This window comes from Vibrio sp. 1874 (genome assembly GCF_033344395.1).
In the GTDB taxonomy this organism is placed as follows: domain Bacteria; phylum Pseudomonadota; class Gammaproteobacteria; order Enterobacterales; family Vibrionaceae; genus Vibrio; species Vibrio alginolyticus.
Genome location: NZ_JAWPOR010000025.1, coordinates 1 through 18,153, shown reverse-complemented (window position 1 = coordinate 18,153; position 18,153 = coordinate 1). Strand labels below are relative to the sequence as shown.

Annotated in this window: 17 protein-coding genes and 2 pseudogenes; 4 read left to right on the top strand and 15 right to left on the bottom strand. The window is 44.4% G+C overall.

Translation table 11 applies throughout. The features are described from left to right. Nucleotides 1–78: 78 nt before the first annotated feature. From R8N46_RS22930 to R8N46_RS22870, 13 genes are all read right to left on the bottom strand, one after another. Complete coding sequence (locus R8N46_RS22930) at nt 79–792, bottom strand: hypothetical protein (protein WP_276434613.1); 714 nt, start codon at nt 790–792, stop codon at nt 79–81. After that, complete coding sequence (locus tag R8N46_RS22925; protein ID WP_276434614.1) at nt 793–1,983, bottom strand: nucleotidyltransferase; 1,191 nt, start codon at nt 1,981–1,983, stop codon at nt 793–795. Further along, nucleotides 1,976–3,130, bottom strand: coding sequence for an SAVED domain-containing protein (locus tag R8N46_RS22920; protein WP_086714951.1), 1,155 nt, complete (start codon nt 3,128–3,130; stop codon nt 1,976–1,978). The genes R8N46_RS22925 and R8N46_RS22920 overlap by 8 nt, the downstream gene beginning before the upstream one ends. A gap of 9 nt (nt 3,131–3,139) precedes the next feature. Continuing rightward, complete coding sequence (locus R8N46_RS22915; RefSeq protein ID WP_086714952.1) at nt 3,140–3,508, bottom strand: metal-dependent hydrolase; 369 nt, start codon at nt 3,506–3,508, stop codon at nt 3,140–3,142. Between the two features lies 1 nt (nt 3,509). Continuing rightward, a complete protein-coding gene (locus R8N46_RS22910; RefSeq protein WP_000224748.1) occupies nt 3,510–3,683 on the bottom strand; it encodes a hypothetical protein in 174 nt (57 codons plus the stop codon). A gap of 131 nt (nt 3,684–3,814) precedes the next feature. After that, nucleotides 3,815–4,366, bottom strand: a complete 552-nt coding sequence (locus tag R8N46_RS22905) for a MarR family transcriptional regulator (protein ID WP_276434615.1) — start codon at nt 4,364–4,366, stop codon at nt 3,815–3,817. Between the two features lie 22 nt (nt 4,367–4,388). Then, nucleotides 4,389–5,474, bottom strand: a complete 1,086-nt coding sequence (locus R8N46_RS22900) for an ATP-binding protein (RefSeq protein ID WP_276434616.1) — start codon at nt 5,472–5,474, stop codon at nt 4,389–4,391. Nucleotides 5,475–5,496: 22 nt separating this feature from the next. After that, nucleotides 5,497–8,514: a type I restriction endonuclease subunit R gene (locus R8N46_RS22895; RefSeq protein ID WP_276434617.1), complete on the bottom strand. Its 3,018-nt coding sequence runs from the start codon at nt 8,512–8,514 to the stop codon at nt 5,497–5,499. Between the two features lie 14 nt (nt 8,515–8,528). Then, a complete protein-coding gene (locus R8N46_RS22890; protein ID WP_276434618.1) occupies nt 8,529–9,692 on the bottom strand; it encodes a DUF4268 domain-containing protein in 1,164 nt (387 codons plus the stop codon). Nucleotides 9,693–9,701: 9 nt separating this feature from the next. Next, nucleotides 9,702–10,991, bottom strand: a complete 1,290-nt coding sequence (locus R8N46_RS22885; RefSeq protein WP_276434619.1) for a restriction endonuclease subunit S — start codon at nt 10,989–10,991, stop codon at nt 9,702–9,704. Continuing rightward, nucleotides 10,991–13,420, bottom strand: coding sequence for a type I restriction-modification system subunit M (locus R8N46_RS22880; protein WP_276434620.1), 2,430 nt, complete (start codon nt 13,418–13,420; stop codon nt 10,991–10,993). The genes R8N46_RS22885 and R8N46_RS22880 overlap by 1 nt, the downstream gene beginning before the upstream one ends. Before the next feature lie 113 nt (nt 13,421–13,533). Then, nucleotides 13,534–14,457, bottom strand: a complete 924-nt coding sequence (locus R8N46_RS22875) for a WYL domain-containing protein (RefSeq protein WP_276434621.1) — start codon at nt 14,455–14,457, stop codon at nt 13,534–13,536. A gap of 317 nt (nt 14,458–14,774) precedes the next feature. Then, nucleotides 14,775–15,017 (bottom strand): hypothetical protein, encoded by a 243-nt coding sequence (locus R8N46_RS22870; RefSeq protein WP_269123859.1) that lies wholly within the window; start codon nt 15,015–15,017, stop codon nt 14,775–14,777. Between R8N46_RS22870 and R8N46_RS22865 the strand changes: the two genes are divergently transcribed. Beyond that, entirely contained in the window at nt 14,967–15,098 is a 132-nt protein-coding gene (locus R8N46_RS22865; RefSeq protein ID WP_269123869.1) for a hypothetical protein, read from the top strand. The genes R8N46_RS22870 and R8N46_RS22865 overlap by 51 nt on opposite strands. Nucleotides 15,099–15,157: 59 nt before the next feature. Here R8N46_RS22865 and R8N46_RS22860 read toward each other — a convergent pair whose 3' ends face one another. Next, the gene (locus tag R8N46_RS22860; protein WP_095498764.1) at nt 15,158–16,063 is read right to left on the bottom strand and encodes a 3'-5' exonuclease; all 906 of its coding nucleotides are present in this window, start codon (nt 16,061–16,063) and stop codon (nt 15,158–15,160) included. A 383-nt stretch (nt 16,064–16,446) separates the two neighbouring features. Continuing rightward, entirely contained in the window at nt 16,447–16,704 is a 258-nt protein-coding gene (locus tag R8N46_RS22855) for a hypothetical protein (protein ID WP_000182836.1), read from the bottom strand. On the opposite strand from R8N46_RS22855, the gene umuD reads away from it, so the two are divergent. The 3 genes and pseudogenes from umuD to R8N46_RS22840 form a co-directional block, all read left to right on the top strand. Then, nucleotides 16,703–17,152: a translesion error-prone DNA polymerase V autoproteolytic subunit gene (gene umuD / locus R8N46_RS22850; protein ID WP_000116661.1), complete on the top strand. Its 450-nt coding sequence runs from the start codon at nt 16,703–16,705 to the stop codon at nt 17,150–17,152. The genes R8N46_RS22855 and umuD overlap by 2 nt on opposite strands. A gap of 7 nt (nt 17,153–17,159) precedes the next feature. Continuing rightward, nucleotides 17,160–17,393: pseudogene (locus R8N46_RS22845) on the top strand (DNA polymerase V subunit UmuC); the annotation flags it as partial. 188 nt (nt 17,394–17,581) lie between these two features. After that, nucleotides 17,582–18,088 (top strand): annotated as a pseudogene (locus R8N46_RS22840) (site-specific integrase); the annotation flags it as partial. Nucleotides 18,089–18,153: the final 65 nt, after the last annotated feature.

Sequence of the window (18,153 nt, the reverse complement as noted above, 5' to 3'; positions counted from 1 at the left end):
GCGTTGCCGGTTGATTAGACTCAAAAATCCGATATGTATTAACACATATGCCATAAATTCCCGAGGGAGCTTATTAAGCTAAGGCGTATTTCTACTTGGACTTTTAGTTTTTTTCCCAACTCTCCTTTTGGGTTTTTCAATCGGTGTAAAAGCTTCTTGTAGGTGATGGCGAAACCATCGGCGGCGCTCAACTTGACGAAACTCGTTCAAGACAAACCGATAGTCACACGAGCCAAGACGATCACCACAACCACATGGACAAGGTAATTTATTTGCCTCACGCTTGCGCAAACCTAACGCTTTCAGTGCCCGTAGAACTGATGCTTTACCATTAATATTGAACAACTGAGAATAATCATCAATCAGGCCTTTCTCACCATGGTCCAGTTCGCCATAGGGAAAGTTGCCAAATTCAACCCTATGGGACACCGAATAAAGAAACCTGACAACAATCTTTTCGAAAAAGGTTGTCAATGACGAGTCGGCTTTCAAAATTGACTTAATTTTCAGGTCTGAGCCAAGACAAAATGATCCATCAGAGTAAGTATGGAAGTCCTGATTACGAGGAAAGTAACCAGCGGTATCAAACACCACTGGTAAAGCCCTAGGATAATCACTTGGGCATACAATCCTTAGAGAAAATGTTCGCTCTATAAACCGACTTCCTGCTAGCTGTGCTTTTAGCTGATACTCTCCCTGCAACTCAACCTTATCTGCATGGACGTCTACTAATCTAATGTTCGGATAGGCCGAGAGAAAAGCCTCTAGGCCTACAGCCTTCCAATGCTTCATCTATTGCTTAAACCATGGCTTTGGATCAGATGATTGAATTGCGAAAGTTGGTTTTGCTGTCACCGCCGGAATACCCAAGAGACGTGCTACCGAACTTGAATCAAGCTTCAAATCCAAACCATTTTGCGCCGCATTTACTATTCGTTGCGTATCATCACTTGAGCAAAGAGCACTAAAATCAGCTCTAGCTTGATACAGCCATTTATAAAAGTTTTCTTGTAATCGGTATTGAGCAGATTTTTCGTCATACCACTTGTCTGCAAAGTCTTCGGCCGGGTTGACTGGGTTCGGAATCATTGGCGCTTGTGCAGAAATATGGTCATCCATCTCGGAGAGCACCGTATTCAACGCTGAAGCCAAATCACTTTCACCTTTATATGATTTAGCAGCCAATGTAGTGATGATTACCGATATTGGCTTACTATCCTCATTGTTTTTAAACATAGTGTCACGATGACGCTTCAATAATTGGATAACCTGCTGTAAGGGTGTCTTCCATTGATAATATGGCAGACTATCTATACTGGCTTTAAATCGCATTTCACGTTCGTTTATTACTAACCGTGCCGTCTTCATGCGCGTTTCAAACCATCGAGCATATCCTTCAGGATTGCTGATACGCCAGTTTTCATTCACAACTGCATAAGTGAAATCTGTGTTGTCGGTAATCGAAACTGCAAGCTGAGACACGTTTTGAGCCAAGTTTTCATCAAACTTAGAGTTTTCGACCATCCGCTTTTTCAACAGGCCTCTTCCTGTATCACTCTCTGGCACACACGGAACTATGTCCATGTGAAAGCTAAGCCCATCGGCATACTCTAAGCGCCAACAGCGTTTCTTCTCGGCTAGCCCTTCCTTAATGCCTCTGGCGTTTCGATAAAGCTCTAATTCATGACCGACTAGGTGCTTTAGTTGCTTTTGAGTGATAGACGTTTTATCCAGGCCACGCCGAAGATTGCACCCCATGTCTAGGTCATACTGTTCTTCTGAATCGGGCCTAATCGCAGTACCTAGACGAAAGGAACCTTGAGAAAACACGTGGGGATCAAAATTCACGCATGTTGACTCTGGGCGATGTAACCAATCGCCTAGATCCTTATAGCGTTTTTCAGCCTTTTCATAAGCACTGTCAGGTAGCTCAATTTTTTCGAGAATTGTGTTTAGAACATCGTTACTTTTGCTATTACTCATATAGATCTCCTCGAAGCTCGATTGCCATTACAAATTGTTGTGTTTTTATGTCGTGGTCATAAATAAGCCATGGCATATCAGCCTTAGGCATTCTGGCCCGTCCTAATTCGACGGCACACGATACTGGCATCACAGGAAAAATTTGCAGTGGCGTCGCATCCCCGTGTGTATTTTTTATTTCAACAATCAGCTTTCTTATGCACTTTCTGAACAAGGAGAGCTGCTGCTTTGACTGCATGAAATCATTATGAGGCTGCTTGATAGTCACTTCCCAAATCGATGTATCTGGCCCTATAACCCGAGTAATTCGCTCATGCGACACATGGTCACTCAAAGAAAGTACCAGGGCTGGCTTTCCCTCCATATTTTGAGGTCTGTTGATGATGTACTCAAAATCATCTGAACAGTCTTGCCAAAACCAGCCTTTAGGCTCTCGATGCAGCTGATAAGTCTCGACGTCAATTTTGTCGGTGAGCAAAGCGCCAAGTTTTATTAACAATGGTTGAGGAGCTAACGCGAACAATGAAAAATGCTTACAAGAATCCTCTTCGATAATCGATGAAATTTTACTTTGAAAACGCTTCGTTAGGTGTTGCGACTCTGCTTGCCAATATTGTTCAGAGTGATCCTTCAGCTCTGATACCATGGATAGGGTCACTGGCTTTTCAGTTGCCGGATACCAATTCGGAAACATTGCCTCAACACAACCGTGATAATTAATCGGTGATCTTTCAGTTCCAATATTGGCACCATATAAAACAACATTTGATTTGCGATCAGGATCAATGCCTGTGAGTATTTCTATACGTTGCTCATGCTGCATTTTCCAACTAATCAAGAGATCGGCTGGATACCTATCCTCGCTGCCTTTCTGATCAATTTTTTTGTGACAGTCATAGCACATCAACATGAGGTTGCTGACGTCATTCAAGCTGGTTGGCTTAGTTTTAAAGAGTCCCCAACCACGAGGCCCATTCTCAGAAAATGCGTAAATATGAGCATTTTGAGAGACATTGACCGATTCCTGGGTCACCGCTGATTTGTATAGCAACTTATTACACCCGCTAAACTGACAACGAGCAGCGGCACGAGCCCAAAGTTCTCGCTCAACTTTACGGTCTATGGGTCTTGTGACTTTAGCGACCATTCAAAACTCCTATAGTTTGCCAATTAACGGAAGTGAGCGCGGTGTTGTCGCATCACAGAGCAAATGGCTTACATAAGCACATCCGGCAATTAGTCCCAGCCCGCGAAGACACTTATCAATTGCCTCCTCCGGTTGCCACTCATACAAATGTTTGAGACCAACACCTAGTGCAGTTAACACCAATAGACTGTGGCAAAACTGGCGATGGTGAGGGTTACCCAAAGAGGGTTCCAAAATATCTGGAAGCTTGCCAAATAGAGAGCCAATCGTAATGGCAGTTACAGGATGGTGACTGACAGCTTGTTTTTTGTTGTCCGCCAGGGCAACGGTTAAACCAACCGCAGCCCCGACGACCAAATGGGTTTTACCATTAGCCAAACTATTTCTCCTTCCTGACACCTTTAAAAGGTGTTTTGTCGGATGTCTTTACATCCATGAATCGACCAGTATCAGCATCTCGCTTTACCCAATGTCCGCTTGGCGTCTGAGTCTGAGATCTACCTTTAACGGCACCGTTTCTGTGTCCGTCACCTGATGGGGGATTTGTAGCCATAAAGCCTCCTATTCTGCTTAACTTAATCACATTTATCAGATATTAATAAAAAAGATCCAAAGGATCTGATCAAATAATAAACCCTCACTCTGATTAACACAAGCAGATTAACCAGAAAATCAAAAAAAAAACTACAAAATTGATCGGTAGACAAATTCCAGTCCACCTGACTCTGCCACTTCTTTTTGACCTAACACAAGACCTGTCGCATGAAGCTTCTTCAATCGACCACTGGCATTCTGTGCTGAAATGTCAAAGTGCTTAGATACATGTGACGAAGTCACTGTCTTTTTTGCAATAACAAAATCTAGAAGCTCTTTGACAGTCGCACTGAGTTTTACACCAAGCACTTCGTAACCGCTATCGTTCTTGACTAGAAGAGGTTGATCCTTGGCTGTAGCGCCATAAGACCAATTGTCCAGAAGGTCCCGACTCGGAACATTAGAAAGGTAGAAACCTTTTTCACCTTTTAATGCTTTAGCCAACGAGATTACACTTTCACGAGGAAATGAAGCATCAGTGAATCGAATCCCTTCCAAGCTAATAGCAAAAATATCGCATGATGGGTGACCATCAACGATCTTTTTAATCTTCACATAGGCTTCACTACCTTCATCGTTACCAAAGGCATGGTCAGAACCTACGACTTCTGAAAGAAGAATTTTATGAGTTAACTGTTTCATCTGCTTAAGTTGACACTATTTATCAGAAATTGTCAACATAGAAGTCAAAACAGATATGGGTTCCTGTGATAGGGACCAACCCTCTATCTTCAGAAACATTGATGAGTTGACCCTTCGCATATTCCAAAGCCAATGAGAAAGTTAGCTGCCTAATAACAATGATAACTTTCTCTTTGCTAGCGTGCTCTCGACTACTCTTAAAGCCTAGCCCCCGGCCTTTACCAAAGCGACTAACCTCACCAGATGTAAATGCTTTTTGAACGAGCGCAATGTCATTCTCAACAGTTTCCGCTGAAAACTGTGCGTACAACTTCGGATGTTCACTTTGTAACGTTGTTCTCAAGGTAGCGGCAATACCTAAACCAGAGTCGGATATGACTGTTTGAATATGCTTTGGTTTATTATACGGTCGATACACTTGCAGACCTGCTAGTCCAGGTATTTTGGATTCACTGTGATCAGTAACGTTGCCTACAAGCTCTGAAAAAACAGTCTTAGCCGCTAAGAAATAGCTAGCTGAAGAATGCTCTACAAACCTGTCGCCCAAACGAATTACAAGCTCCTTGTTTTGGGTTGGCTGTGCAATTTCTCCTAGTTCGACCAAGGTATCGCTATTATCCCGATAAGTTTTAGCAGCTGACAAAACGGGCCTTTCAGGAAGACAAGTGACACTTTGATTAAGATAATCAAAGAAGCCATTTCTGCTGAAAAAACTGTGAGTATTAGGACATGCTGTAGTATCCATCACCACATCCTTCCCATTAGCAGTAAGCTGATTCGCCAGAGCAAGAAAACGGGCCAATGCTATCAGCAAAAACTTACAATCGATGCCGAATTTAAATGTTACCTTTGTGGCATCTTTTTGGTACGCAAGCTTACCGATAGCACTCTCAAAGGCTTTCTCATCAATCCAACCTGTAGCGAAATCAATTTCCACATGATGAGCCCGTATCATGCTCCATTCATGATTTGAGTTTTTCACAAACGTATCCTGGTTTTTGTGAAGAAACGAGTTCACTTGGGACTTATCAAGTCCCAGCTCCCTGGCAATTTGACGTCCTTTCAGGCCTGGTGACCCATCTAACAATTCTGAGACTGCCTTCAGCAAACCATCACTCCTTTCTACCTACCTACATACCTACCATTCGTTGCATACTTTGCGTCCACGACGCTTTAAATGCTGAATCTCCTGCGAACAACTTGTAGAGCTCAAGTTCATCTTTACGGCGTTGCAGCATAATTTCCTTGAGCATTTTTTCGAAGGCCAAATCTCGATTATGAGGATCTGGGTTGTTTTTGTATTTAGATTCAAAATCTGGGTGATTGCGGATACTCTCAGCGATGTTCACGAACTTAACCTTTTGCTCTTCAGGTGTGGCACTCCAGCCTTGGAACCATCGTTCATTAAATGTGCGAATGATTTCATCCAGCGGGTCAGTTTCTTTTTCACCGCCATGCGCCCCACGTGGGTTCGGATTTTGAGGATCAAGCTCCGCTTCTTGGTCACTAAGCTTAATACTGTGGTTAAGCTTCACACGTTGCAAACCGTATGAACTCAGATCGACAGAATCGAGAAGCTCATCAATAGCATCTGCATCGGGATCTTCAACTTTCAATTTCGGTATTAAAAACTTCAGGAACCAAAACAGTTTTTCCCAGCTGACCATTTCATAAGGCATGATAGACGCCATCTGCCCATAGATTTTCACGAACTGCTTGGCTTTAATCTTAAAGTCCACTTTAGCTTCAGCTTCAAGCTCCAGCTCATGGTCAAACCGGGCTGCTGCAACATCAATGATTGGGCTGAGTGTCTGGGCGTCTTCATTCTTGAAATAACGCTCAACAAAGTCTTCAACCTCATACCACTCGTACACACCGACATCGTCCATTTCATCTTTCAACTCGTGCAGCACGTTTATATCTGTAGCCTGGGACAACGACGTTGCTGTGTAGAAAGGATCGAATGCTGACTGAATATCTTCAACCGAGTTGAAAAAGTCTAAAACAAACAGGTCTTCTGTTTTTTTACCCCATTTAGGCGCACTTCGATTGAGACGAGACAATGTCTGTACACACAAGACACTGGCGAGCTTCTTGTCCACATACATGGCGCAAAGCTTAGGCTGGTCAAACCCAGTCAGATACTTGTTAGCAACCACTAAAAGTCGATACTCATCGGTATCAAACATATCTTTGGTATCTGACTCGGCAAAACCATTAATATCTGCTTCGGTATATTCAATACCGTCAACTTCTTTGGTTCCTGAAAAAGCAATGGCAACTTTAAACGGGTTTCCTTGCTCCTCAAGTATCCGCTTAATCGCTTTGTAGTATCGAATGGCCGTCTCAATATTTTGAGTGACCACCATTCCCTTACCTTTACCTTTGAGCTTTTTCGCATTCACGACATGTGGAACAAAATGCTCCAGCATAATCTCTGCCTTGGTATCAATTGTTTGCTGGCTTCGCTCTACATAAGCTCTGAGTTTTTTCTGTGCCTTTTTGGTATCAAACTCAGGGTTATCAGCGATTGATTTCTCAATCTCATAATAACTTTTGTACGTCGTATAATTTGCCAGGACATCCAAGATGAAGCCTTCTTCAATGGCTTGTTTCATCGAATACAAGTGAAACGGCTTGAAAGAGCCATCTTCTTGGCGTTGACCAAATTTCTCCAAAGTGCTGTTTTTTGGTGTCGCTGTAAATGCCAGGTACGACGCATTCCCGCGCATCTTGCGCGATTTCATCGCCTGAAGGATTTTATCCTGAGCATCTTCTGCCTCTTCGACTTCAGACTTGCCCATCGCTCGGTTCATATTGTCATGCGCCGAACCAGACTGTGAGCTGTGTGCTTCATCGATGATCACCGCAAAGCGCTTGTCACTAAGATCGGCGATACCATCAATAATGAACGGAAATTTCTGAATCGTCGTTATGATGATCTTTTTGCCATTTTCGAGCGCCTGCTTAAGCTCAGATGACTTGTTCGCCGGGGCAATAATGTTCTTTACTTCAGAAAACTCTTTAATGTTATCCCGCAGCTGCTTGTCCAATAGGCGTCTATCGGTGACCACAATCACAGAGTCAAACAATGGCTGCTCCAAGCTTTTTCCGCCTGCCACATCAGACGATGCAGGATAGGTTTCAATTAACTGATAAGCAGCCCAGGTAATCGAATTAGACTTACCTGAACCGGCCGAGTGTTGAATTAAATAAGTCTGACCGACACCGTGCTGGGCAGCATGGTCTACTAATTTTCTCACCACATCCAATTGATGGTATCGAGGAAAGAACAGAGTTCGCTTTGGTAATGGATCTTTGCTTGACCCATCCAGACGCACAAAATGCTGAATAATATTCGCCAAGCTTTCTTTGGTGAATACTTCTTGCCATAGGTATGCCGTTTTATGGCCAGTTGGGTTCGGTGGATTACCCTGTCCAAGATTGTGTCCTTTATTGAACGGCAAGAAGAAGGTACTGCCACCTGATAACTTGGTGGTCATATACACTTCGTCGGTATCGACCGCCATATGCACTAGGCAGCGGCCAAAGGTCAGCAATGGCTGAGTTGCATCTCGATCATCTCGATACTGCTTTTGGCCGTGGTAACGTGCTGTTTGCCCGGTCCATGCGTTCTTCAACTCCAGCGTTATCAATGGTATTCCGTTGATAAACAATACCATGTCGATTTCTTGTAGGGGATTTGCCATGGAATAGCGCACTTGGCGAGTACAACTAAACACGTTATCTGCAAAGTTTTGCTTTACCTTCTCACTACTGCTCGCCAAAGGGGCTGGATAGAGCAAATTGAAGTGAGCATCGTCTACGCTTAGCCCTTTCTTAAGTAAATGAAGAATGCCATGCTTCTTAATCAGTCGGTCAAATCGTTCAAGTAACTTACGCTGCCAATCTGAGGGGTTGTTCTTTTGCAGCTTGGCCAACTCTACTTCTTGTGTCTTTTGTAGAAATTGCCAGAAAAAACGTTCATCAATGGCATATTGCATATTAAAGTCACTAGCAGCACCAATGAAGTATCCAGCACCCAGTGACTGCTGACTCAGCCCCTCTTTGAGCTCTTCAGTACTGATCCCAGCCAGACATTTCTCAATGGCCGACTCTAATGCTTGTTCATTGGTTTGACTGACCATAATTGTAAGTTCCCTTAATCAAAATTCTTCTGTTTCATTGCCTCAGCCGCTTTTTGCAGCGGTCCTTTCAAGGCTTTTTCTAACTTTGTCATCTGCTCTAAGTGCCACGCAACCGCTTGGGGCCAAGTCTCTTTATTAAACCCATCAGCTTTGGTCGAAAACTGAATACGGCAAGATTTCTTTTCATCCAGCCTCATCCACTCAAGTTCTGCACCAAAAGTATGTTCAATGTCCTGTTTGGACTGACTCAACAAGTCAAAAAGGTATTTATTCTCTTCGGTAACCCCACGGCTGATCCAAAGCTCTACTCGAAGCTCTTTTTGCAGAAATATCAGGTTATACGGACATCCACTTAGCCCTGAGCCTGCTGATAACCAATGATCTTTACTTGGGCTAATGTTGTTATAGAGTTGGCAAGCGCTTTTCTGAAAAGCCTCTAAGGCACGCTCCCAGTACTCGCGCCGCACCGTATGGCGGTTTTTTAGTACCACTTCGGTGGTTTTTTCTTCCGCTTCCTTGGCATTAATGCCGATCATCAACTCTTTCGCTTCTGGCGTTGGAATGATCTGGTCAATATTAATCAGTAGCTGTTCACCCAGTGAATAAGGCGTGATTTTGAAGCAGGCAATGCTAATGCCTTGACCCAATAACCACAGCGCGGTGCTGGTCACTTCTTTGCGAAAGTTTGCCGCAACTAACATAATGCGCTGGCTGTTACCCAGGTTGAGCTTTAACTCATCCAGATCGGGCGCATCCAAAAACTCACATATTCTAGCAGAGGCACTTGCAGGGGCATTTAACAGGTCAACCTCTCCTGTTACAGGCTCATAGCGGTCTAAGTACTGCTGGTAAATTTCAACGATTTGCGCTTTGGTTAAACTGGCACAGTAAGAGGCATATTTAAGCGCCTGCCACACCACATCTCGGCCACTGTCGTCCAGCTTGTTTTCAATAATGACCAAGTTGCCATCTTTATCCAGTGCCAGTAAATCTAAACGTTCACGGGTATCATCAAAGCCATCAAACTCCTTTTGAATAATCAGTAGCTCTTCACCCAATGCGGAAGGCTCGTGTGCCAACCATTCCTGAAGATGCTTGCGCTCAGTAAAGCCCAACTCACTGAACTTCTTTGTCCTAACAGGACTAATCCTGTTGGTCTGATGATTTACCGTGAACATATTCGCGTCCTATTGCTCAACCATTTCTGGGGTGATTTTTATTTTTCCAGTCACGGCGCTGTTGATCAGGGAAGTTTTGTATTCTTTGAGCTTTTCGATTTGTGCTAATAGCAACTCAATGCCTTCATCAGAAGACTTCATGAAAGCGCTGACGTAGTTAGCTATTTCTTTTTGCTCTTCAATGGGCGGAATAAACAAGTCAACCTTTGAAAAGTTGTCAAAATTTAGGTCTTGACCATCTCTAATGAAACTTGCTGTCTGCTGCAAAGCTGCGATGTAAGAGGGTAGTTTTAATAAATACCCATAGAATGAAGGATCAATTTCATCTAATGCTCTCAGGACTACATAGGAGGACCGGATACATCCTTGCGACCAGGCACGCTCTAAGCCGCCTTGGAAACTTCTCATACTGATTACAAAGTCGTCCCTTTCGACGTGCTTCCTTTTATCTAAATGAAGCTGAATTTTGACAACGCGTTTACCTGTTAACTCCTCATACTGGTCTTGCGGAATAACACCATAAGCTTGAGTTGCAGAAAGCTGTACGTCATCTTTCCAAGCCCGCTCTTTTCTTTGAGTAAATACAAACTTGCTACGACGGACTTCCCAATGCGCTGGAATCTTACCAATCCAATCCACACCGGAGTCTTTCATTGGCACATTAGAATCAAGCCCTTGGGTCACCGCCTGTTGTATGATGATCTGCTTACGCTCTTTCAGCAGGCTAATTTGCTGCTCTTTGATAGCAATCGCTTCGTCGATTTGCGCGGTTTTCTTGTCTAGAAAGTTGGCGATACGGGTTTGTTCTTCTAGTGAAGGAACAGATATAGCAATCGTCCGCATTTCATCGTATCGAGTAGTCCACAAATCTGCGACAATTCCACGTCCAACACGATAGTATTCCTCAATAAATGCATGACTTTTCAAAAGGTGCTCAGAAAACTTTGGATGAATCCCTTTTGGTTTAAGCACTATATTTATAAGCGATACTGATCCATCTCTGTCTGATACTCCACTAGAACCCTTACGATCAGAGCGGCTATTTATAACAAAGTCACCCTCTTTTACTAGCTTTCTGTTATCGCCATCTTTTGTTTTGGCCGCATTATCCAATTGAGGTAGAACGCCTTTTTTTGTTACGGAGAGTGCGGGGTAGTCAATGTCTGAAACTTTAGATCTACGCTCATTAAAGCGAGTGCCTAATCGTGTTAATTCCCAAGAGGCAGGTACTCGTCCCAACCATTCAACCCCAGAATCTACATAATCGTCATATTTCGGCATCAATGCTAAACGTTCCATTACGCTTCTCCCTGAACTTCCGCCACGTTCACACCCAATATCTGCGCAATAAGACCTTCGGCTTTTTGTTCTAGGTTGATGATGTCGGTTGCGACCTCTTCTAAACTACGCAGCGGTTTATGACGGTAGAAATACTTATTGAAGCTGATTTCATAACCAATTTTCACCGTATCTAGGTTTATCCATGCTTCATCAACATGAGGCTTTACTTCGTCTAGGAAGTACTGATAAATGCTTTGCTTCAGTGGGACAGATTCTGTGTCACGCAGGTCTGTGTTGGTCTCGTAAGTAATGAACTCGCCTTTTTTGCCGCCTTCTTTTGTAGGAACGGGGTAATAACCAAAATCTGGCAGGTCAGCGACTTCACACTCATAGCGCTCCAGCAGGTCGTTTAATTTGTCGCCCGTTAATTTAACGATCTTTTTCACCACTTTCTTGGCGGTTTCGTCATACCAGCTCACCGCGTTCAGGATGGCATTTTTCTCAGGTGCTGAAAGCTTAATAGCATGGGCTTTTAGCGATTTATCAACTTGGGTTTTAAAACTATTGAAGTCATCAAATTCAATACTACCTATGTCAGCCATCAGCGTTTCTGCCGTTTCAAGCAATGCTTTAAGCGCCAGCCAATGTTTCACATCGAGCAGTTTTGCCTTAGCTTTGGCATTGAGACTGATTTCGTTCTCTTCACACCAAGAAAGAATGTCTTTCTCAATGGATTTCAAGAAGCTCTTTTTCTTTTCAGTACCATAGCCAGTTTTTTCGTAAACACGTTCGCCTTGCTCTGCGTACACGTACTCCATCACTTCACTAAGCTGCTTATCAAAGCGCAGTGGAGCTATTGCGTCTTGAGTGAACTTGGCTCTGCGGCGATCTGGGCGCTCGATAGTGACTTTGTAGTAGCCAAAATCGTCATTGCTGAACACCTTACTGGCGATACCGATAGGATCATTGTTTGCATCAAGTGCTCTTTCAACGTCCACACACGCGAGGTAAGTATCGGTAATTTCCGTGATGTGCTCAGGCGCAAATTCGCAGTTTTTGTTACCCAAGTTCTTACGCAACTTACGGTATAGCAAGCTGGCATCAATCAGCTGCACCTTACCTTTGCGTGCCTCAGGTTTATTGTTGTTCAACACCCAAATGTAAGTGGTAATACCGGTGTTGTAGAACAGGTTATTTGGTAACTGAACGATGGCATCTAGCATGTCGTTTTCAATGATGAAGCGACGAATGTTACTTTCGCCACCGCCCGCATCACCGGTAAAGAGCGATGAGCCGTTATGAACAGAAGCAATCCGGCTGCCTAATGGGCTTACACTCGGATCTTTCATCTTGTTGACCATTTCCATTAAGAAGAGTAGCTGGCCATCACTTGAACGTGGCGTGGCATCTACCACTTCGAGATTCCCCCAATAGTCTTTCAGGGTAACCTTAAAACGTGGGTCAATCACATCACTGCCGTCTTTAATGTGCTTCTGTTCAGACGCCCAACTCTTACCATATGGCGGGTTAGACAACATAAAGTCAAAGCGAGAAGCCGCAAACTCGTCGGTAGACAAGGTTGAGCCTACTTTGATGTTCTCAGGGTTGTTGCCTTTGATCATCATGTCCGATTTACAAATCGCGTAGGTCTCGTCGTTGATCTCTTTGCCGTAAAGATAAACATCTCGGCTATCGTTTGGATATTTCTCTTCAATGAAGTTTTGAGATTCAGTCAACATACCACCGCTACCACACGCAGGGTCATACACTGTCATGGTAAGCGGCAACTGGTCTTTCACTGGGTCAAACACCAGGTGCGTCATCAGTTCAATCACTTCACGTGGCGTAAAGTGTTCGCCTGCTTCTTCGTTGTTTTCTTCGTTGAACTTGCGGATCAACTCTTCGAACACGTAACCCATACCCAGGTTGGTAAGGGCTGGCATCTTGTTGCCATCTGGGTCTTCGACCGTTTCATGAGTTAGGTTGATATAGGGGGAAACAAACTTCTCGACGACATCAAGAAGGACTTGCTTGGAGGCCATATGACGAATTTGCGATTTGAGGTTAAAGCACTCAATGATCTCTTTGACATTATCGCTAAAGCCAAGCAGGTACTCTTCAAAGTTGGCGAGTAATATCTGTTGGTTATTAGTCGCGGTGTTGAACAGGGATTTCAGCGTCCATTTAGATGTATTGTAAAAAACATAACCACTGGCCGCCTTCAACGGTTCATCATCAAGCTCTGTGGCTTGCATCTCTTCTTTTTGGAACTTTACCTCTTCAAGCACGGCTTCTTTGGTAGGTTCTAGTAACGTATCTAAACGTCGTAATACCACCATAGGTAAAATCACATCGCGGTACTTACCGCGAACGTACACATCACGTAAACAGTCGTCGGCAATGTTCCAAATAAATGAGATGAGCTTGTTATGTACACTATGATCCATTTTCTTTTCCTGTTCAGTGTTGGTTGCATCCCACTAGGTTGCTGCAACGGCTTCACTATAAATTTAAAATTCTGTTCTTTCTGTAACGCCTCAATGGCCGCTACATCGTTCGATTAACTTGTTCTGCCCGGCGCAATTCTTAAGTTTGTGACACCATAAAGTGCTTGGCTGTTACGCAACCAAAGCTGATACTCAAAGCCCATTAATGAGTGTTCCGTAGAACAATCCACATGCCATTGGCGAAGCAAATACCCAGCGGTTGCAGCCCTAATCTCAACCTTTAGAACACCACCCGTCATACCATAATCCAGCTCAATCGCTTCGCTATGCTCAATACGTGGGTGTGGCACTAACTCTAGCTCTACAAATCGGTTCCATTGCCGGTCCTGGGTTTCTAGTTCAGCTTCAGATAACCTTGAATCTTCAAGCACAACCGCTGCTTTAATGCGGGTCAGCACAAAGTCACGGAACTCACCATGCTTGCGGTCAAAACCACGAACGTGCCAACGCAGGCCATTGTCCACCAGCGTATGCGGAACTATTTCACGCTTGGATTCACCACTCGATAACGACACATAGGTGATACTCAAGGCTTTGCCTTTGTGAATGGCCTCGGTGACTTTCGCCACTATCGATAAACTCGGCTTGTTGAGGTGATAAGGCGCTTCACAAGCAAGGGGTGGTTTTACCTTTCCAGTAAAGCCATCACCGTACCCTTGGCTAATGGTTGCCAGTGTTCTCACAACGTCGTAGTCGAACAAGGATTCGAATGCTTCACCACGCTTATGCAACTTGAGCTTTTGGTCATACTCAATGTTGCTTGGTGCAAGCTCTCGGTACATTGTGAAGTCTTTCGTTGCTTGTGCAGCGGCTATGCTGAAGCGATCGACTAAATCCGCCCGTACCGCTTCGCCCTTAAACAATAAGGTGAAATCGATATGGGCAATGCGATCCCTTGTTGCTTGTGGCAACTGCGCTATCTGCGAAAGCCGATCTGACTTCGCCACTACTGTTTGTTTCAGACCATCATTTGTCATGCGTCTTGTTTATCCAATTCAACCAGATTCTTAAAACTCTGTTTATAAAGTACGGTCAAACATCGCGTAATCACATTGAACGGCATGGCATAAAGCTGCTATTCATCCGCAATGGCTAATCAATCTCTACCGGTTGAAGCTGAACAGATGGCCATAAAACACTGAATAGGCTTCAACCTAATTAATTTTATTAGGTATCATCCTATCACAAATTGTTTTGTAGGGAAGACTAAGCGGCAACTTTTTGATCTGGATTACAATTGCCGCTGAGTCATGAGCGTGAAGACCTTGTTTTGTGCCAATGCTGATAGCCGCTATCAATGCGCTACCCGAACCAGTGGCACCACGATGTTACCGCGATGAGATACCCCTTTATCCGACTCTGTAGACATCAGGGCTCGTTGCTCACTCTCCCGAATGCGCCTGGCAACTTCTGCCTGGGCTGGTAGCAATGGCAGCATCCCTTCAGCAATCGCGTCTGGGGCAGACTCTTGGCCACAGGACATCAAATGCTTCCATGGATCTTTAAGAAAGCGCTCGAACGTGATGCCAAATTCAATGATGCGGGCAGAGACGAAGATTTCGCCCCAGTATTCAATGTAGGTGTCTTGGTACATGGAAAGATTCCTCTTATTGGTTAAACCATGAGTTCACTTTCCATTTTCCAGAGGTTTTAAAATATGCAAGGCTTACCTTATAGCTACAAAGCTTTAAATCGATTGCGGGCATCTTTGTAGTCATAGTGGGCATGTTCTGAGCCACGATGGTACAAATCATCTAGGTAAGTTTGCTCCAGCGGCAACTCGTCTTCGCTGATTTCGCGCCACCAATGTTTGTTGGCACCTTTAACACCGTCATGCCAGCGGTAACCACGCTCTTTTAAATAGTCCTTTACGTCAAACGGCGCACCAAACGCACGAACTAACACAGTTCGCCTGTCTGCTTCAGACAACAAGTTTGCAACGGACTCGGGCAACAAATGAAACAACCAGGCCATCGCCAAACAATCGGTTGCAGCTCGGTGTCCTTCATAGAACCAACCTAAGCGAAGCAGCAGGTACTCAAGCTTTCGACTTTCAAAACCCAGCGCCTTCCAATCTATGCCACTGGCTGAACAGGCCCAAGATAGATGGCCTAATGCAGCAAACCGCTTTTCAAAGAAAGGACGATCAAACTGCGAATTGTGTGCAACCACCAGCGGATCATCGGATAACCAACTCGTTACCAGTGAATCATCAATGTGCTGGCCTTGCACCATCTCATCGGTGATACCGGTTAACTCGGTAATCAGCTCGGGGATTGGCTTGCCGGGATCTTCATACAAGCTGATCACATCAACAATCGACACAATTCGCTGAGCAGAGGGGCTGTAAAGCACCTTAACCATACCAAGCTCAATAATGGACTCATCATCGGCAGACAGTCCGGTTGTCTCTGTATCGAGCAGCACCATTGGCTGTTCATCACCGACCATAGGAGAAAGTTCAAGTGGCCAGGACTGCGGCTCACGCGTTAATGGAATACGCTCCAGCAATCTAAAATCTTCTGGTCTTTCTGGGATATCCGCGAGGCGCTCTAGCGGAAATGGCGCAGGGGCTCTTGTCATTGATGGTTCCTCTTCAATTCTATTGTTCGCTTTAGGTGATTTCACTGTGCCACAGGTTTTTCTAAATGCACCTTGGATACCTCAGCGTTTTTTTAATCTTTCTACTGGGTGAACCCATGTATGAAGGCTTTGGCTAAGCCTTTCAGAAAGCCTTAGCTAAACCCTTTAGGTAACCCTTACCGATACCCTTTACGTATGGCTTAGCCAACCCCTTTTCAAACGGTTGCAAAAGGCTTGAACTGAGTTCGACTGAGCACTTTAATGGTGCTCCTAACTTCGCTTTAAGCCAGTAAATTCAATACGAAGCAGAATTTTACTAACTGTTTTTAAACCCTTTGCAAAGGGTTCAACAAGCCTTGTCTGACGGTTACTTGACCCATGCGTTAACCAGTAGCAGTAACAGGATCAGTAACAGAAACAAGAGCAGTAGGCAGAAGCAGTATTGTCCAAGCCTTGCAGGCTTTGACGAGGGCGAGCAATCCCCACATCAAGCTTTTCAACACAAAAAAGAAATCACCCACGACACAACGTCTTACTCGAACAACTACAGTTTTACCTACAATTTTACTTGTAGAAATCAGCATAGCATCAGATACTGTATAAACAAACAGTATTAATTCTATTTTTTCGAGGTTCGTCATGAGTGTCTCGCTGATAGGCCGTAGCGGCGCACTTGCCTTCATCAAAGCCAAGCGCCTTCGTATTCCATTGTTCATGGAACGTGTTTCTGCTGGTTTTCCCTCACCAGCGCAGGATTATGTTGAGCAAACGCTCGACCTCAACGAGCTGTGCATCAAGCGACCGGCTGCAACGTTCTTTGTGCGTGTTGAAGGTGATTCAATGATTGATGCTGGGATTCACCCAGATGATATTTTGGTGGTTGATCGTTCTGTTCAAGCAGAACACGGTGACATTGTCATCGCTGGCATCCATGGAGAACTCACGGTAAAGGAGCTTCAACTAAGGCCGTGCGTCAAGCTGATCCCAAGAAACCAGGCGTATGAGCCCATTCATATTCCTGAAGGGGCAGAGTTAGAGATATTTGGTGTGGTCACCAATGTGGTGCGAAACATGCGCCGTAAGTCGTGACTGTCCCATGCCTGTATTTGCCTTGGTGGACTGCAACAACTTTTACGCCAGTTGTGAGAAGCTGTTTCGTCCTGATTTAAAAGATACGCCGGTTGTGGTGCTGTCCAACAATGACGGCTGCGTGGTTGCACGCTCGCGTGAAGCTAAGTTACTCGGTATTAAAATGGGCGTACCCGTCTTTCAGATCAAAGCCGAAATGCAGCGCCATGGCATTTTGGCATTCTCCTCTAACTATGCGCTTACAGTTGGGAAATACTTTAGACATCACATGTTGTAATGTTTCAGGTTGTATAAATTAGACGTCGAGATGAGGGGTGGTTACAATTTTTACTATTGGTTAAGAAATATCTTGAAAAAGTAGATGTATGAACGCGTAACCCCCTGGGGGAAGGCTTAGCAGTGTGAATAACGGATGATTTAGGTGTTAATGTGATTGAACAAAATAGGTCGTTTCCAGATGACTTCGGCTTTGACTATTGTCTTATGTGGATTAGTACGGAGAAATATCCCTCATTTATAAGTAGGCCACACCCTGACAGTGGCGAGATCATCCATGACGTTAGGGACAACTCAAAACCATTTGCTCATAAACTTCCAATTTTAATAGACCCCGATGGTATCAATGTGGTGCCAGTGAATCTATATCTTCACTCTTTGTTGGCAGATCCAGATATATCCTCCGATAAGACGATTCAATCCCATGCAGTTGCGTTATTGAGCTTCTATCGGTGGTTGAGCACGGAAATCCCCGAACATACACACCCAAGGACTGGCCTTCTGGTTGATGAAAAACCTCCGTTAACAATATATGACTGCACCGAGAAGGTAGAGGAAAGTCCAATCGTGAGATATCGAGACTATTTATTGGAAAACCTTTATACCAAGGATGAAACTGGAAAAGTCGGTGGTTCTCCAAGTACAGCCTCTTCAGTGGTCCACCGAATGCGATTTCCGTCTGCATCTGTTGAAGTTGGGCGACGACGGCTTCTGAGCCTTTACCG

What these genes read in the sequence shown, in the direction of transcription:
- R8N46_RS22890 (WP_276434618.1), bottom strand. Translation starts at nt 9,692, where the DNA reads ATGTTCACGGTAAATCATCAGACCAACAGGATTAGTCCTGTTAGGACA.
- R8N46_RS22910 (WP_000224748.1), bottom strand. Translation starts at nt 3,683, where the DNA reads ATGGCTACAAATCCCCCATCAGGTGACGGACACAGAAACGGTGCCGTT.
- R8N46_RS22855 (WP_000182836.1), bottom strand. Translation starts at nt 16,704, where the DNA reads ATGACGAACCTCGAAAAAATAGAATTAATACTGTTTGTTTATACAGTA.
- R8N46_RS22880 (WP_276434620.1), bottom strand. Translation starts at nt 13,420, where the DNA reads ATGGATCATAGTGTACATAACAAGCTCATCTCATTTATTTGGAACATT.
- R8N46_RS22905 (WP_276434615.1), bottom strand. Translation starts at nt 4,366, where the DNA reads ATGAAACAGTTAACTCATAAAATTCTTCTTTCAGAAGTCGTAGGTTCT.
- R8N46_RS22865 (WP_269123869.1), top strand. Translation starts at nt 14,967, where the DNA reads ATGCTTCCATGGATCTTTAAGAAAGCGCTCGAACGTGATGCCAAATTC.
- R8N46_RS22895 (WP_276434617.1), bottom strand. Translation starts at nt 8,514, where the DNA reads ATGGTCAGTCAAACCAATGAACAAGCATTAGAGTCGGCCATTGAGAAA.
- R8N46_RS22885 (WP_276434619.1), bottom strand. Translation starts at nt 10,991, where the DNA reads ATGGAACGTTTAGCATTGATGCCGAAATATGACGATTATGTAGATTCT.
- R8N46_RS22925 (WP_276434614.1), bottom strand. Translation starts at nt 1,983, where the DNA reads ATGAGTAATAGCAAAAGTAACGATGTTCTAAACACAATTCTCGAAAAA.
- R8N46_RS22930 (WP_276434613.1), bottom strand. Translation starts at nt 792, where the DNA reads ATGAAGCATTGGAAGGCTGTAGGCCTAGAGGCTTTTCTCTCGGCCTAT.
- R8N46_RS22875 (WP_276434621.1), bottom strand. Translation starts at nt 14,457, where the DNA reads ATGACAAATGATGGTCTGAAACAAACAGTAGTGGCGAAGTCAGATCGG.
- R8N46_RS22860 (WP_095498764.1), bottom strand. Translation starts at nt 16,063, where the DNA reads ATGACAAGAGCCCCTGCGCCATTTCCGCTAGAGCGCCTCGCGGATATC.
- umuD (WP_000116661.1), top strand. Translation starts at nt 16,703, where the DNA reads ATGAGTGTCTCGCTGATAGGCCGTAGCGGCGCACTTGCCTTCATCAAA.
- R8N46_RS22920 (WP_086714951.1), bottom strand. Translation starts at nt 3,130, where the DNA reads ATGGTCGCTAAAGTCACAAGACCCATAGACCGTAAAGTTGAGCGAGAA.